This window comes from Pseudomonas fortuita, from assembly GCF_026898135.2.
Taxonomy (GTDB): domain Bacteria; phylum Pseudomonadota; class Gammaproteobacteria; order Pseudomonadales; family Pseudomonadaceae; genus Aquipseudomonas; species Aquipseudomonas fortuita.
The window spans coordinates 4,382,333-4,399,969 of record NZ_CP114035.2 but is presented as its reverse complement, the minus strand read 5'-3'; the positions used below and the strand labels follow the sequence as shown (position 1 = coordinate 4,399,969).

Genomic DNA, 17,637 nt, shown 5'->3' with positions numbered 1-17,637 from the left:
GCATGAATGCCGAAAACTCGTTGAAACTCGCTCGCCGCTTTATCGAACTGCCGCCGGAAAAACGCCGTTTGTTCCTGGCTGGGCTACAGGCAGAGGGCGTCGACTTTTCCGTGTTTCCGATCCCTGCCGATGTCGCCTGCGATGACCGCGACGGGTTGTCCTACGCCCAGCGACGCATGTCGTTTCTCTGGCAGCTGGACCCGCAGGGCGCGGCCTACAACCTGCCCATGGCCGTGCGCCTGAAGGGCGAGCTCGACCGCGCAGCCCTGCAGCAGGCGTTCGATCGCCTGGTCGCGCGCCACGAGAGCCTGCGTACGCGCCTGCGCACCCAGGGCGAGCACCTGTACCAGGAAGTTGTCGCCGCACAGGCCGTCGCCATCGTCGAGCATGACCTCACCGCCCTGGCGGTGGCGCAGCGCGAGGCCCGTGTCGCGGCTCTGGCTGAAGCCGAAGCGCAGGCACCGTTCAACCTGCTGCAGGGGCCACTGCTGCGCGTGACCCTGCTGCAACTGGCCACCGACGAGCACGTGCTGCTGCTCACCCTGCACCACATCGTTGCCGACGGCTGGTCGCTGAACGTGCTGATCGACGAGTTCGTGCGCTTGTACGATGCGGCCTGTCAGCGCAGCGAAGCGACCCTGCCGGCTCTGCCCATCCAGTACCGAGACTACGCGCTGTGGCAACGCAGCTGGCTGGAAGCCGGTGAGCAGGAGCGTCAGCTGAACTACTGGCGCGACAAGCTGGGCGATGATCATGCCGTACTGGAACTGCCGTTCGACCATCCACGTGTCGGGGCACCGAGCCACCGCGGTGCGCGGCGCGAGTTGCAGGTCGATCCGGCGCTTGCCGGGCGCCTCAGGGCGCTGGCCAGTGCCCAGGGCGTCACCCTGTTCATGGTGCTTCTGGCGTCGTTCAAGCTGCTGCTGCAACGCTACAGTGGCCAGCGCGCAATCCGCGTCGGCGTTCCGGTCGCCAACCGTCACCGTACAGAAGTCGAGGGCTTGATCGGCTGCTTCATCAACACCCAGGTGCTGCATACCGATATCGACCCGCTCATGAGCGTGAGCCAGCTGCTCGGCCGGGTCAAGGACACCGCCCTGGGAGCCCAGGCGCACCAGGACCTGCCGTTCGAGCGCCTGGTCGAGGCGCTTGAACTCGATCGCAGCAGCGCGCAAAGCCCGTTGTTCCAGGTGCTGTTCAACCATCAGGCGGCTATCGCCGACCCCGGTCAGGTCCGCCTGGGTAACGGGCTGACGCTGGAAAAAGTCGCCTTGGACAAGCACAGCGCTCGCTTCGACCTTGCCCTCGACACCTACGAAAGCGCCGGGCGTCTGCATGCTGTGTTCACCTATGCGCTGGATGTCTTCGAAGAAGCCACCATCATTGGTTTCGGCGAGGATTGGCTGCGACTGCTCGACGGGCTGAGCCAACCGTCCGCCACCCCGGTTGGCGAGCTGCCCTTGGCGACTCAGGCGTCGCACGGGGAGCAGCAGCAAGCTGCCGGAACGCCAGAGCCTGAGTTGTGCATCCATCACCTGATTGAAACGGCCGCCAGCCACAACCTGCAGGGCCTGGCAGCGAGCGGCGACGCCGGTCGGCTAAGCTATGCCACCTTGCAGGCACGCTCGGATGCCCTGGCTCAGGTACTGCTGGCGCGTGGCATACAGGTGGACCAGCGGGTCGGCGTGGTGGCCGACCGGTCCTGCGAAATGCTCATCGCCATGCTGGCCGTGCTCAAGGCTGGGGCGGCCTACCTGCCGCTGGACCCTGAGCAGCCCCAGTCGCGCATCGACTTCATGCTTGCCGATAGCGCGGTCAGCTGGGTACTTGGCCGAGCCGGGCAGATCAGCCTGCCGCAAGGCGTTGCGGCAATCGACGTGGAAGGTGACTACCCCTCGGTTTCGGCGCCCAAGGTGGCGGTGGGTGCAGACAACCTTGCCTATGTCATCTACACCTCCGGCACCACTGGCAAGCCCAAGGGCGTCGCGGTCAGCCATGGCGCCTTGGTCAACTATGTGCGCGGCGTGAGTCAACGCCTGCCAATGGACGAGATCGGTAGCCTGGCGATGGTCACCACGCCGGCGGCCGACCTTGGCCACACCATGCTGTTCGGTGCGCTGTGCTACGGCAAGACCCTGCACATGCTGCCCAAGGAGACGGTGCTCGATGCCGAGGTCTTCGCCGCCTACCTGCAGACGCATGCCATCGATGCACTGAAGATCGTCCCCTCGCACTTGCAGGCCATGCTCGCTGCGGGTGCCCAGGCTTTGCCGCGGCGTTGCCTGGTGGTTGGGGGTGAAGCCTGTAGCCCAGCACTTCTGAGCCGGATCAAGGCATTGGCGCCCGGCCTCGACGTGATCAACCACTACGGCCCCACCGAAACCACGGTCGGTGTGCTTACTCATGCCCTGCAGGAGCGGCCGCTGCTCGGCCAACCCCTGCAAAACCTGCGCGCCCATGCGCTGGACAGTTGCCTTAACCCCGTGCCCGGCAAGGCCAGGGGGGAGCTCTATATCGCCGGTGCAGGGCTTGCTCGTGGTTACCTGGGCCAGGCGGCGCTCACGGCCGAGCGCTTCGTGCCCGACCCCAGTGGCTGCAAGGGTGCGAGGATGTACCGTACCGGCGACTGGGTACGCCTGAACGCTGACGGCGAACGGGTTTTCGCCGGACGTATCGATGGCCAGGTGAAAATCCGCGGCTATCGCGTCGAGCTGGCCGAGATCGATACCTGCCTGCGGCAGTTGCCGGGCATCGAAAGCGCCGTTGTGCGAGTCGTTGGCGAAGACGCCGATCGGCAGCTGGCCGCCTACCTGGTCCCGCAGCACTGGGCTGCACAGGACGAAGCCCGTCAAGCCGTGGTCGACAGCATTCGGGCAGCGCTGAAGCGGGCCTTGCCCGAGCATCTGGTACCGCATTACCTGATGCTGCTGGAGCGTCTGCCAGTGACCCTCAACGGCAAGGTCGACGTCAGGGCGCTGCCTGAACCGGTCGCTGTCACGGCCGTTTACCGGGCGCCCGAAACACCCCTGCAAATGCAGGTCGCGGCCATCTGGGCCGACGTGCTGCAACAGACCCAGGTCGGCCTCGACGACAATTTCTTCGCCTTGGGTGGGCATTCGTTGCTGGCTACCCAGGTGGTCTCGCGGATCAGGCAGCAACTGCGCCTGGACGTGGCTTTGCGGGTGCTGTTCGACACTGCCGACCTGTCCAGTTTTGCCGAAGCTTTGCAAGGCCTGGAGCAGGTCGCCGGGGGCGATATCCAGGTCCTGGACCGGGCACTGCCGCTGCAGGTTTCGCATGCTCAGTATCGCCAGTGGATGTTCTGGAAGCTGCACCCGCAAAGCACCGCCTACAACACCCCCCTGGCCATACGCTTGCACGGCGAGGTGGACCGGGCCGCCATGCAGGCCGCGTTCGATGCACTGGTCATGCGCCATGAATCCCTGCGCACGGTCTTCGAGGAGCATGACGGCATTCCCCGCCAGCGCATACTGCCCGCAGCGTCGGCAATCATTGAATTCCATGACCTCAGTTCGGCGGATGGCCGGGCGCTGCAGCAGCGCATACAGGAAGAAGCGCTCACGCCCTTTGACCTCGAGCAGGGTCCGCTGATCCGGGTCAAGGTGTTCCAGGGCGGGCCGCAGGAGCAGGTGCTGACCGTGCTGTTGCACCACATTGTCTCGGACGGCTGGTCCATGAGCGTCATGGTCCGCGAGCTGGCGGGCGTCTACAACGCCCACACCACCGGGCAGCCGCTTGAACGCCAGGCGCTGGCGGTGCAATACGCCGATTACGCCGCCTGGCAGCGTGAACGCCTGGCCTCGGGGGAGCTGCAGGCCCAGCTGGCATTCTGGAAAGCCACGCTGGCAGACGATTTTGCAGTACTCGAGCTACCCGCCGACCGTATTCGGCCTCAGGCCCAAAGCTATCGTGGCGGGCGCGTGGATGTGCTGCTGCCTGCCGCGCTCACGGCCGATCTGCAACGTTTGGCGGTTGCCGCCAATGCCACGCTGTTCCATGTGTTCCTGGCTTCGTTCGCACTGCTGCTGTCGCGCTACAGCGGGCGCGAAACGCTCAACATCGGCATCCCGGTGACCAACCGCAATCGCCTTGAGCTGGAAGGGCTGATCGGTTTCTTCGTCAACACGCTGGTCGCGCGCGTGGCGGTCGACCCGTTGCAGTCTTTCAGCCACTTGTTGCTGGCGGTCAAAGAGACCACCCTGCAGGCTCAGGCGAACAAGGACATCCCCTTCGATGTACTGGTGGAAGCGCTCAAACCCGAGCGGGGGTTGGGCCACAACCCGCTGTTCCAGGTCATGTACAACCACCTGAGCATTCTTGGCGAGCGGGTCTCCGGCGACAGCGTGCAAGGGCTGAGCGTCGAGGAGGTCGAGCTGGTCGAGCACACCACGCAGTTCGATCTGTCGCTGGACACCCTCGAACGCAGCGATGGCGTGATCGCCTCCTTCGGCTATGCATCGGACCTGTTCGACGTCGAGCGTATCGAGCGCCTGGCATCGGTCTGGGTCAACCTGCTGGGTGCACTGGCCAGTGAGGCGGCATTGCCGGTCGCCGAGCTGCCTCTGCTCACAGCCGCACAGCACAAGCTGGCAGCCCAGGCCGTCGACCCGGCCCCCTTGCGTTTCGCCGAAGACCTTGGCGTGCACCAGCTGTTCGAGGCGCAGGCCCAGCGCGCGCCGCAGGCCACAGCGCTGGTCCTTGATGATCAGGCGCTGACTTACCAGGCACTCAACCGCCGCGCCAACCAGCTGGCCCACAAGTTGCGCGAACTGGGCGTGGGGCCGGATGTGCGTGTCGGCATCGCCGTGGAACGCAGCCTGGACATGGTGGTGGGCCTGCTGGGCATCCTCAAGGCCGGTGCTGCCTATGTGCCGCTCGACCCGCAATACCCGCAGGAACGCTTGCGTTTCATGATGCAGGACAGCGGCATTCACTTGCTCCTGACCCAGCCTCACCTGACACCGACGCTACCGATTCCCCCGGCAGTGACCTGCCTGCAGATGCAGGCGGATGAGCAATGGCTGGCCCAGTACAGCGCAGCCAACCCGGTGAACCTCACCGTCGCCGACAACCTTGCCTATGTGATCTACACCTCCGGGTCCACCGGCAAGCCCAAAGGTGTGGCCGTCGCTCATCGGGAACTGTCGGTGTTCTGCAGCGTGGCGGCCGATTATTCGCGGCTCGACGCCAGTGATCGGGTGCTGCAGTTCGCCACGGTCAACTTCGATGGCTTCGTCGAGCAGCTGTACCCGGCCCTGTGTTGCGGTGCGCGGGTTGTCATGCGTGGACCGCAGCTGTGGGACATTGAAACCCTCCAGCAGGCCATCGTTACCCACGGCATCACCGTGGCGGACCTGACAACCGCCTACTGGCGCATGCTGGCTGCGCAAAAGCTGCCCGCCGGCGCCTGCGCGTCGCTGCGCCAAGTGCACGTGGGCGGTGAAGCCATGCCGATGGAAAGCCTGGGCGACTGGTACGCCAGTGGCCTGCAGCAGGCTCGTCTGCTCAATACCTATGGGCCTACCGAAGCGACCGTGGTAACCACGGTGCAGGACTGCGCAGGCTTGCAGCCCGGTGCCGGTGGCAAGGCCATTGTGCCCATCGGCCGAGCGGTGGGGGGGAGGGTGACGTACGTCTGTGACGATGGCCTGGCCTTGGCCCCGGTCGGTTGGGTGAACGAATTGCTGATCGGTGGCCGGGGCTGCCTAGCCCGCGGCTATTTCAACCGCCCGGGGTTGACCGCCGAGCGGTTCATTCCCGACCCGTTCGACCCGGTCGGCGGCGGGCGCCTGTACCGTACCGGCGATCTGGCGAGCTACCGCGTCGATGGTGTTCTCGACTATGTGGGGCGCATCGACCATCAAGTCAAGATTCGCGGCCTGCGCATCGAAATGGGCGAGATCGAAGCGCGGCTGCAAGAGCACGCCATGGTGCGCGAAGCGCAGGTGATCGACATCGACGGGCCCACCGGCAAGCAACTGGTCGCCTACCTGGTGATAGAGGGCGGTGTCGAGCAGCAGGATGCGTTGCGCGAAAACCTGGCAAGCCACCTCAAGGCCGCATTGCCGGACTACATGGTGCCGGCGCACCTGATGTTCCTCAGCGAGTTGCCGCTGACGCCTAACGGCAAGCTTGACCGCAAGGCGCTGCCAAAGCCCGACCTGGGCCGCGACCAGCCTGCCTACGTGCCCGCGCGCAGCGAACGCGAAAGACAGATCGCGGCTATCTGGGCGCAGGTGCTCAAGGTTGAGCGCATCGGTCTGACCGATCATTTCTTCGAACTGGGCGGGCATTCGTTGCTGGCCACGCAGGTCACCTCGCGTATCCGCCAGGTACTGGGCCTGGAAATCCCCCTGCGCACGCTGTTCGAAGCCCCGGTGCTGGCTGATTTCGTGGCGCTGACCGGGCAAGGGACGGACGCGCCGGCCCCGGCGTTGCAGCCGGTCGACCGCGCGCAGCCGTTAGCCTTGTCCTACGCCCAGCAGCGGCAGTGGTTCTTCTGGCAGATGGCACCCGAAAGCACCGCCTACAACATGGCCACGGTTCTGCGCCTGCGTGGCGATCTGGATGTAGAAGCACTGCGCCTGAGCTTTGAAGCGTTGATCGCGCGACACGAGACCCTGCGTACGACCTTCCGCCAGGCGGGTGACCATGCCCTGCAAGTGATCCATCCGCCGCAGCCGTTCCACCTGCCAAGCGAAGAGGTCGAACTGTGCCAGGGGGATGAGCAGGCGGCGCTGCTCAAGCGCCTGGTCGAGGCAGAAACGCAATGCCCCTTCGACCTGGAGCACGGGCCGTTGCTGCGGGTAAAACTGTTGCGCGTGGCGGAGGATGACCATGTCCTCGTACTGACCTTGCACCATATCGTCTCTGACGGCTGGTCGATGCCGGTGATGGTCGATGAGCTGGTGCAGTTGTACCAAGGGCTGTGCAGTGGGCAAACAGTCGAGCTGCCTGAGCTGCCCATCCAGTACGCCGACTACGCCGTATGGCAGCGGCAGTGGATGGAGGCGGGTGAGCGGGAGCGCCAGCTGGCCTACTGGAAAGGCCAGCTGGGAGACCGGCAACCGGTGCTTGAACTGCCTGGCGATCGCCCACGCCCGGCGACCCAGGACTTTGCCGGCGCCAGCGTCGCCATCGACCTGGATCGCGACCTCGTGCACGCGCTCAAGGCATTGGCCCAGCAGCAGGGCGTCAGCCTGTTCATGCTGCTGTTGGCCAGTTTCCAGACCCTGTTGCACCGCTATTCGGGCCAGGACGATATTCGCGTGGGGGTACCGATCGCTAACCGCAATCGCCTGGAAACCGAGCGCCTGATCGGCTTCTTCGTCAATACCCAGGTGCTCAAGGCCGACTTCGACCTGCACACCACCTTCAGCCAGCTGCTCGAACAGACGCGCCAGACCGCCCTGGCGGCCCAGGCTCATCAGGATTTGCCGTTCGAGCAGTTGGTCGAGGCGCTGCACCCCGAACGCAGCCTGAGCCACAGCCCGCTGTTCCAGGCGCTCTACAATCACCAGACCGAACCCCAGGGGCAAGCGCGCAGCTTGCCTGGGCTGGAAGTTGAAGGCCTGGCCTGGGAGCGCTATACCGCACAGTTCGACCTGACCCTTGACACCTTCGAGCACGCCGACGGACTGGGCGCCTCGCTGGTCTACGCCACGTCGCTGTTCGACCGTGCGCGCATCGAGGCGCTGGCGCAGCACTGGTGCAACCTGCTGGCCGACATCGTGCGTCAACCCCAGCAGCGCGTCGCCGAGCTGGCGATGCTGGGCAGCGAGGAGCGCGAGCAGCTGTTGGCGGCATGGGACCAGACCGGCGACGACTATCCGGACGACCGTTTCGTCCATCAACTGTTCGCCGACCAGGTCGCCCGCACGCCGGACGCCGTCGCCATCCGCTTCGACGATCAACGCCTGAGCTACCGCCAGCTCGATGCACAGGCCAATCGCCTGGCGCACCGCCTGATCGAGCAAGGTGTCGGCCCCGAGGTCAGGGTCGTCATCGCCATGCGCCGTTCTACCGACATCATGGTGGCGTTCATGGCGGTACTCAAGGCAGGTGGCGTGTATGTACCGCTGGACATCGCCTATCCCCAGGACCGCCTGCGCTACATGATGCAGGACTGCGCCGCCGCCTTGGTGCTGACCCAGAGCGATGTGCTGGGCACGCTGCCGATCCCCGAGGGTTTGCCAACGTTGGCGGTGGACCTGCCGGCTGCCTGGCAGCAAGGCCCGGACACGCCACCCGAGGTGGCGCTGTCCAGGCACAACCTTGCCTATGTGATCTACACCTCCGGCTCGACCGGCATGCCCAAGGGCGTTGCAGTGGCGCATGGGCCTTTGGCCTCGCACATCCTGGCCAACGGTGAGCGCTATGAAACCGGCCCGCAGGATTGCGAGCTGCACTTCATGTCATTCGCCTTCGACGGTGCCCATGAGGCCTGGATGCACCTGCTGATCAACGGCGCCAGTGTGCTGGTGCGCGATGACAGCCTGTGGCTGCCCGAGCAGGCCTACGCCGAAATGCACCGGCATGGCGTGACCATTGCGGTGTTCCCGCCGGTGTATCTGCAACAGCTGGCCGAGCATGCTCTGCGCGTGGGCAACCCGCCACCGGTGCGAATCTACTGCTTTGGCGGTGATGCCGTACCGCAAGCCGGTTATGAGCTGGCCTGGCAGGCCCTGCGCCCGCAATACATCTTCAACGGCTACGGGCCGACCGAAACCGTGGTCACACCGCTGCTCTGGAACGCGTCGCCAGGCGATGCCTGCGGTGCGGCCTATGCCCCTATCGGCCGACTGGTCGGGCGCCGCCGCAGTTATGTCCTCGACGCCAGCCTCAACCTGGTGCCGTTGGGCCACAGTGGCGAGTTGTTCCTTGGCGGGCTGTGCCTGGCGCGTGGCTATCTCGACCGCCCAGGGCTGACCGCCGAACGCTTCGTCCCCGACCCGTTCGCTGCGAACGGCGAGCGCGTGTACCGCAGCGGTGACCTGACCCGCACCCGGGCCGACGGTTTGGTCGACTATCTGGGCCGTATCGACCATCAGGTGAAGATCCGTGGTTTTCGCATCGAGCTTGGCGAGATCGAGGCGCGGTTGCAGGATCACCCGGCAGTGCGCGAAAGCGTGGTCATCGACATCCAGGGCCCAGGGGGCAAGCAGTTGGCCGCGTATCTGGTCTGCGCGGATGTGCAACTTCACGACCTGCAGGGGCAAAGCCTGCTGCGCAGCGCGCTGCGCGATCACCTCAAGGGGACCTTGCCGGACTACATGGTGCCCACCCACCTGGTATTTCTCGACACGTTGCCGCTCACGCCCAATGGCAAGCTGGACCGCAAGGGCCTGCCCAAGCCTGACGTCAGCCAGCTGCAGCAGGTGTACGTCGCACCTCGAAACGCGCTGGAACAGACCATTGCCGGGATCTGGGCGGATGTGCTGAAAGTCGACAAGGTGGGGCTGTCGGACAACTTCTTCGAACTGGGTGGTGATTCCATCATTTCGATCCAGGTGGTCAGCCGCGCCCGTCAGGCGGGCATTCGCTTCACCCCCAAAGAGCTGTTCCAGCACCAGACCGTTCAAGGGCTGGCCTCAGTCGCCCGGCAAGGGGACGAAGGTGGGTTGATGATCGAACAGACGGCTGCAACTGGCCAGACGCTGCTGCTGCCGATCCAGCAATCGTTCTTCGAGCAGGACATTGCCCAGCGCCACCACTGGAACCAGGCGCTGTTGCTCAAGGCAGGCCAGGCGCTCGACAGCCAGGTGCTGGAACGGGCCCTTCAGGCCCTGGTGATCCACCATGATGCGCTGCGCCTGCGCTTCGATTGTGCAACGGGCGAGTGGGCGGCACATTACGGCTCGCCCGACCCACAGCAAGGTCTGCTCTGGCAGGCTACGGTGGCCGATGCCCAAGCCCTCGAAGCGTTGTGCGATGAAGTCCAAGGCAGCCTCGACCTGCAGCGTGGCCCTTTGCTGCGGGCATTGCTGGCAACCCTCGAAGATGGCAGCCAGCGCTTGTTGCTGGCAATTCATCACCTGGTGGTGGACGGGGTCTCCTGGCGTGTGCTGCTCGAAGACCTGCAAACCGCCTACAGCCAGTTGCACGCCGGCCAGCCACTCGACCTGCCCGCCAAGACCAGCTCGACCCAAGCGTGGGCCGGCCACCTGCAGACCTACGCACGTAGCGAATCGCTGCAGGCGCAGCTGCCTTACTGGCAGGCGCAACTCGACCAGACTGATGCCGAACTGCCTTGCGACAACCCGGGTGGCTCGTTGCATGGCATGCATGTCGGCACCGCCCGCACCCGTCTCGGCGCGGTCAGTACCCGGCAACTGCTGCAACAGGCGCCTGCTGCCTACCGGACGCAGGTCAACGACTTGCTGCTGACCGCGCTGGCCCGCGTCATCGCACGCTGGACCCAGCGCAGCGACGTGCTCGTGCAGTTGGAGGGGCATGGTCGTGAAGACTTGTTCGATACCCTGGACCTCACGCGGACCGTGGGTTGGTTCACCAGCGTGTTCCCGGTACGGCTGAGCCCGGAGCAGACACTGGGTGCATCGATCAAGCGGATCAAGGAGCAGCTGCGGGCGATCCCGGACAAAGGCATCGGCTACGGTGCCTTGCGCTACCTGGGTGATGACCAGGCTCGAGCGGCGCTTGCGCAGTTGCCGCCCCCACGCATCACCTTCAACTACCTGGGGCAGTTCGACGGCAGCTTCACGCCGGCCTCCGGCGCCGAGGCCCCGGCATTCCTGGTGCCAGCCGACGAAAGCGCCGGGGCCAGCCAGAGCCACGAGGCGCCGCTGGACAACTGGTTGTCGATCAATGGTCAGGTCTATGCCGGTGAGCTGAGCCTTGAGTGGACCTACAGCCGCGACATGTTCGACGTCGGTACGGTGCAACACCTGGCTGACCAGTTTGCCGCCGAGCTCGAGGCGATCGTCGCCCATTGCCTGGAGGATGCCCAGGCGGGTCTGACCCCTTCGGACGTTCCGCTGGCCGGGCTTACCCAGGCCCAGCTGGACAGCCTGCCGATCCCGGCGGCGCAAATCGAAGACCTCTATCCCCTGGCACCCATGCAGCAGGGCATGCTGTTCCACAGCCTGTTCGAGCAAGGCGGCGGCCATTACATCAACCAGATGCGCGTCGACGTCAAAGGGCTCGATGTGCCACGCTTCAGGCTCGCATGGCAGGCCGCCGTCGACCGCCATGAAGTGCTACGGGCCAACTTCGTGACCTGCTTCGAGCACCCTCTGCAGGTGGTCCGCAAGCAGCTCGAGCTGCCGTTCACGTACCTGGACTGGGTGGGCGTCGCCGAGCAGGGCGCGGCCCTGGACCGTTGGGCCGATGCAGACCTGCGCAAGGGCTTCGACCTGCAGCATGACCCCCTGCTGCGTCTGGCGGTGATCCGCACCAGCGAAGCATCCTGCCATCTGGTCTTCACCAGCCATCACATTCTGATGGATGGCTGGAGCAATGCGCAGTTGCTCGGTGAGGTGCTCCAGGCCTACGCCGGGCTGCCGAACAGCGGGCTGACGGGCCGCTATCGCGACTACATCCAATGGCTGCACCGCCAGGACCCCGTGCAGGCCCAAGCCTTCTGGCAGCAGCAGCTGCATGAGCTGAGTGAGCCTACGCGCCTGGCGCTGGCCATGCGTCAGGACAAAGCCGGGCTGGGCGCAGGCTACGGCGAACACCAGCAGCGCTTGAGCGAACGGCAGACGCAGGCGCTGGGTGCCTTTGCCCGGCAGCAGCGAGTGACCGTCAATACCCTGGTGCAGGCGGCATGGCTACTGCTTCTGCAGCGTTACACCGGGCAATCGTGCGTGAGCTTCGGCGCGACGGTGTCCGGTCGCCCGGCAGAGCTGCGTGGTGTGGAGCAACAGCTGGGGCTGTTTATCAACACTTTGCCGGTGGCCGCCAGCCCGCGCCCGCAGCAGCGTGTGGCGCAGTGGGTGCAGCAACTGCAGGCGCAGAACCTGGCGCTGCGCGAGTACGAGCACAGCCCCTTGTACGAGATTCAGCGCTGGGCCGGATCGGGTGGTGAAGGGCTGTTCGATACCCTGCTGGTGTTCGAGAACTACCCGGTCGGCGATGCGCTGCAGCAGAGTGCACCCGCCGGGCTCGCGTTCGGCAACGTGCACGGCCATGAGCAGTCGAGCGTGCCGCTGACCCTGGCGATTAGCGCAGGTGCGCAGCTGTCGGTGCACTACAGCTATGACCGGCAGTGTTTCACCCAGGAAAGCATCGCGCAGATCGCCCGCCACTTCGGTACGTTGTTGCAGGCGCTGGTCGAGGACCCGCAACAGGTGATCGCTCAACTGCCTTTGTTCGACGCACAGGAGCGCCAGGCAATCATCCACGACTGGAATCGGGCGCCTGCCAATCATCGCCCCGATCAATGCCTGCACCAGCTGATCGAAGCCCAGACCGCGCGGACGCCGGAGGCCATCGCGGTGGTGTCGGGTGAGCGGACACTCAGCTACAGACAGCTCAATCGGCGCGCCAATCAGCTGGCGCACAAGCTGCGCGAGCAGGGCGTGGGGCCAGATGTAATGGTAGGGATCGCTGTGGATCGTGGTCTGGAAATGGTCATCGGCCTTCTGGGCATCCTCAAGGCGGGAGGCGCCTATGTGCCGCTGGACCCTGAGTATCCAGAGGATCGCCTGGCCTACATGATGAGCGATAGCGGTATCAACCTGTTGCTGACCCAGTCACATCTGCTCGCCCGCTTACCGCTGCCCGAGGGTGTCGAGCCGCTGCTCCTGGAGCCATTCCCGGGCTACAGCGAAGCTAACCCGGTCAACTTCACGCAACCGGCAAACCTGGCTTACGTGATCTACACCTCGGGGTCTACCGGCAAGCCTAAAGGCACCTTGTTGCCCCATCACAACGTCGTGCGCCTGTTCCAGGCAACCCGGCACTGGTTCTGCTTCGACAGCCAGGATGTCTGGAGCGTGTTCCATTCCTATGCGTTCGATTTTTCTGTCTGGGAACTGTTCGGTGCGCTGGTGCATGGGGCCAAGGCAGTGATCGTGGCCAAGGACGTGGCCCGATCGCCCGCCGACTTCCATGCCTTGTTGGTGCGTGAGCAGGTCACGGTACTCAACCAGACACCCTCGGCGTTCAAGCAACTGATCTCGCACGCCTGCGCACAGCCACAGGGTCAGGCCGAGCTTGCCCTGCGCTATATCGTGTTTGGCGGCGAAGCACTGGACATCGGGAGCCTGGCACCGTGGTTCAACCACTTCGGCGACAGCCAGCCGACCTTGATCAACATGTACGGCATTACAGAAACCACGGTGCACGTCACCTATCGGCCAGTGTGTCGCGAGGATCTGCAGCGCGATGGCGTCAGCCCCATCGGTGAGGTGATTCCGGATCAGTCGCTGTACCTGCTCGATGCTGACTTCAACATCGCCGCGCCCGGTTGTCATGGCGAACTGCACGTTGGCCAGGCCGGTCTCGCCCGTGGCTATCACCGGCGTGCGTCGCTCACCGCGGAGCGCTTCGTACCCGACCCATTCGATGGCAGCGAGCAGGGCGGTGGTCGGCTCTACCGCACCAGCGATCTGGCACGCTATCGCATGCAGGGTGCGATCGAGTATGCGGGGCGCATCGATCATCAGGTGAAGGTCCGAGGTTTCCGTATCGAGCTGGGCGAGATCGAGGCCAGGCTGCAGGAGCATTCGCAAGTCCGCGAAGCGGTGGTGCTCGCCCTGGATGGCCCAAGCGGTACGCAACTGGTTGCCTATCTGATCCCTGCCCAGGCACCCACGGCAGCGTTGCGCGACAGCCTGCGCGAGCACCTTAAAGCGACATTGCCCGAGCACATGGTGCCCGCCCACCAGGTGTTTCTGGAGTCGCTGCCCCTTACGGCAAACGGCAAGCTCGATCGGCGGGCCTTGCCCAGCCCTGATTCCACGCAGCTGCAGCAGCTGTTCGTCGCACCGCAAACCCCGCTGGAGCAGGACGTTGCGGCGATCTGGGCCGATGTACTGAAGCTTGAAAGGGTCGGCCTCAACGACAACTTCTTCGAGCTGGGCGGGCATTCGCTGCTGGCTGTTCAGGCCACCCAGCGCGTGCAGTTGCTGCTGGGGCTGGAGGTACCGCTTTCGGCCCTGTTCGCTGCCGGACGACTGGCGGACTACGTGGCGACGATGGCTGGCCTGGCGCCTGCCAGTGCAGCCGACGTCGATGAGTTGAGTGATTTCCTGGCAGAACTGGAGAGTGTTTGAAATGACGGCCCAGAACATCGAGCTGGTTAAACGGTTCCTGCATCTGCCATTGGAGCAGCGCAAGCAATTTTTTGAAAAGATGCAGTCCAAAGGCATGAGCTTCGCTCGGCTGCCGATCCCGCAGATACGCGACGAATGGGGCCCCATCGGCCTGTCGTACGCCCAGCGGCGACAGTGGTTTCTCTGGCAGTTCGAGCCGCAGAGCGCGGCCTACAACATCAGCATGGCCGTGCGTTTCAAGGGGGCGCTGGATGGCGACCTGCTGCAGCGCAGCCTTGAAGACCTGGTTCAACGCCATGAAAGCCTGCGTACTGCTTTTGCCCAGGACGCTGACCAGCCTGTTCAGGTCGTTGATCCACGCGTGCGGGTGGAAATAGTTCGGGAGCCTTTTGCAGAGGCGGGGGATTTCGCCGAGCGCCTGAAACGGCGTATCGAAGCAGAGGCCGGCCAACCCTTCGACCTGGGGCAGGCGCCCCTGTGGCGGGTGAGGCTGCTGCAGGTGGACGAGGCCGATCACGTACTGATCCTGGTCATGCACCATATCGTCTCCGATGGCTGGTCGATGCCGATACTGCTGGACGAGTGGATCCGCAGCTACGAGGGGCTTCGCCTCGGTCAGCCAGCATCGTTGCCGGCCCTGCCGATCCAGTATGCCGACTATGCCATCTGGCAGCGCCAATGCCTGGAAGCGGGCGAGCTGGAGCGTCAGCTGGCGTACTGGGAGGCCGAGCTGGGGGGTGAACAGCCGGTCCTGGAACTGCCGACCGACCATCCCCGGCCGGCCTTGCAGAGCCGGGCAGGGGCAAGCTTGGATATCCCCCTGGACGATGCACTGTGCGCCGCCCTCAAACAGCTGGCGCAGGATCAGGGCGTGACATTGTTCATGCTCCTGCTGGCCAGCTACCAGACCCTGCTGCATCGCTACAGCGGGCAGAACGACATCCGGGTCGGCATACCCACGGCCAATCGCAATCGTATGGAAACCGAAGGCCTGATCGGCTTTTTCGTCAACACCCAGGTACTCAAGGCCGAATTCGACCTGGGCACGACCTTCACTGACCTGCTCGAGCAGGTTCAGCGACGCGTCGCTGGCGCCCAGGCCCATCAGGACCTGCCGTTCGAGCAACTGGTCGAAGCCTTGCAACCCGAGCGCAGCCTCAGCCATAGCCCGCTGTTCCAGGTCATGTACAACCACCAGACCGAAGCACGCGGGCAGGCTCGGCAACTGCCTGGGCTGACTGTCGAGACCCTGGACTGGGAGCGCAGGACCGCGCAGTTTGATCTGACCCTGGAAACCGTGGAGCACGCGGCGGGGATCGCGGTAACGCTGACCTACGCCACCGCGCTGTTCGACGAAGCCACCATCGCCCAGCTCGCCGGGCACTGGCAGGGCCTGCTGGCCGCTATCGTCGCCCAGCCGCAGCAGCGCATCGCCGAGCTGCCACTGCTGAATGCCACCCAGCAACAACAGGTGCTCCACGACTGGAACCGCACCCAGGCCGATTACCCGGTCGAGCAGTGCCTGCAGCAACTGATCGAAGCCCAGGTCGCCACCACCCCGGATGCCCCGGCGCTGGTATTTGCCGATCAGGCCCTGAGCTATGGCCAGCTGAACCGGCGCGCCAACCAGCTGGCGCACAAGCTGCGCGAGCAGGGCGTGGGGCCGGACGTGCTGGTGGGCATTGCCGCCGAGCGCAGCGTGGACATGGTCATCGGCCTGCTGGGCATTCTCAAGGCCGGTGGCGCCTATGTGCCGCTGGACCCGGAATACCCCGCCGAGCGCCTGGCCTACATGATGCAGGACAGCGGCATCGGCCTGTTGTTGACGCAAGCCCACCTGCTGGCGCAGTTGCCGGTGCCCGAGGGTGTGCAGCCGCTGCTGCTTGAGCCGCTGGCGGGCTACAGTGAGGCCAACCTGGTTCACCACACCTGCCCGGACAACCTGGCCTACGTGATCTACACCTCCGGCTCCACCGGCCGCCCCAAGGGCGCGGGCAACAGCCATCGCGCGCTGGTCAACCGCCTGTGCTGGATGCAGAAGGCCTATGGCCTGGACGCCGGCGATACCGTGTTGCAGAAGACCCCGTTCAGTTTCGACGTCTCGGTCTGGGAGTTCTTCTGGCCGCTGCTTGTCGGCGCTCGCCTGGCGGTGGCACAACCGGGCGAACACCGTGATCCGCAGCGCCTGGTCGAGGTGATCAGGCAGCACGCGGTGACCACGCTGCACTTCGTGCCTTCGATGCTGCAGGCGTTCATGGGCAGCGCCGAGGTCGAGCGCTGCAGCGGCCTCAAGCGCGTGGTGTGCAGCGGCGAAGCCTTGCCCGCAGAGCTGGCGCAACAGACCCTGGCGCGCCTGCCGGGCGCCCAGTTGTACAACCTCTACGGCCCGACCGAAGCGGCCATCGACGTCACCCACTGGACCTGCCGCCCAGGCAGCGACAGCGGCGTGCCGATCGGCCGCCCGATCGACAACCTGAAGACGCACATCCTCGGCGCCGGTTTGCAGAGTGTCGCCCCACGAGCTGCCGGTGAGCTGTACCTGGGCGGCGTCGGCCTGGCCCGCGGTTATCACCGGCGCCCGGCGCTGACGGCGGAACGCTTCGTCCCGGACCCTTTCGACAGCACGGCCCAGGGCGGCGGTCGCCTGTACCGCACCGGTGACCTGGCGCGTTATCGGGCGGACGGGGTGATCGAGTACAAGGGCCGTCTCGACCACCAGGTGAAAATCCGCGGCCTGCGCATCGAACTGGGCGAGATCGAGACACGCCTGCTCGAGCACCCGAGCGTGCGCGAGGCGGTGGTGCTGGACATCGACGGGCCGGGTGGCAAGCAGCTGGCGGGGTATCTGGTGGTCGGCGAAGCACCGGCCGACCCGCAGCAGCAGAACGCACTGCGCAGCGAACTGCGCGAGCACCTCAGGCACGGGCTGGCCGACTACATGGTCCCGACCCACCTGTTGTTCCTCGAGCGCCTGCCGGTGACGGCCAACGGCAAGCTGGACCGCAAGGCCCTGCCCAAACCCGACGCAAGCGTGCTGCAGGACAGCTACGTGGCCCCGCGCAGCGAGCTGGAGCAACAGATTGCGACGATCTGGGCCGAGGTCCTGAAACTCGACCAGGTGGGCGTGACGGATAACTTCTTCGCCCTGGGCGGCCATTCGCTGTCTGCCACCCAGGTGATCGTACGCGTTCGTGAGGCGACGGGCATCGACGCCACCTTGAAGGCACTGTTCGAACAGCCCCGGCTGGAGGATTTCTCACGCTGCCTCGAAGAGAAAAATCAGCAAATCGATCCGATTCAGGCAGAACTGGCTAAATCGCTAGAGGCGCTCAAACGTCTAACCACGGAGGAAATTGATGAACTGATTTCATAGGGGATA

At 65.0% G+C, this 17,637-nt stretch carries 2 protein-coding genes; both read left to right on the top strand.

All coding sequences use genetic code 11. From position 1 onward, the window contains the following. Positions 1-2: 2 nt before the first annotated feature. Positions 3-14,258, top strand: coding sequence for a non-ribosomal peptide synthase/polyketide synthase (locus OZ911_RS20160; protein WP_268968463.1), 14,256 nt, complete (start codon positions 3-5; stop codon positions 14,256-14,258). Position 14,259: 1 nt separating this feature from the next. Further along, positions 14,260-17,631 carry a non-ribosomal peptide synthetase gene (locus OZ911_RS20155; RefSeq protein ID WP_102689648.1) on the top strand — a complete coding sequence of 1,124 codons (3,372 nt, stop codon included), beginning with the start codon at positions 14,260-14,262 and terminating at the stop codon, positions 17,629-17,631. Positions 17,632-17,637: the final 6 nt, after the last annotated feature.